Genomic DNA, 354 nt, shown 5'->3' with positions numbered 1-354 from the left:
CAAAGGGCCTGATCCTGAACAAGCCAAAGAAAAATTCACTCAACTCAGAGAAGCCTACGAAAAAAGCTTAGGTATTATTGCTGAAAAAGGCCGTGATCATCCTGAAGCGATAGGCTCATTATTTGTTATCGGTGAATTATTCAAAGAATTCCGCTTAATCCCTAAACAATTTGACCGTTTAGTCAAAAGCATGCGCAGCATGATGGATCGCGTACGAATTCAAGAACGGTTAGTCATTAAGCTTAGTGTTGAACAAGCTAAGATGCCAAAGAAAAACTTTATTAAAGCATTCACCGGCAATGAAACAAATTTAGATTGGTTTAACAAAGAAAAAGCAAGCACCAAGCCTTATGC

Annotated in this window: 1 protein-coding gene; it reads left to right on the top strand. The window is 38.4% G+C overall.

The features are described from left to right. Positions 1 to 354: sigma-70 non-essential region-containing protein (locus tag AAEY78_RS12380; protein WP_352339639.1), on the top strand; the 354-nt coding region annotated here is incomplete at both ends.

It is taken from the genome of Psychrobacter sp. 16-MNA-CIBAN-0192 (genome assembly GCF_040309565.1).
Lineage (GTDB): Bacteria > Pseudomonadota > Gammaproteobacteria > Pseudomonadales > Moraxellaceae > Psychrobacter.
The sequence above is the reverse complement of the archived record's forward strand: the minus strand, read 5'-3'. Positions and strand labels throughout refer to the sequence as shown.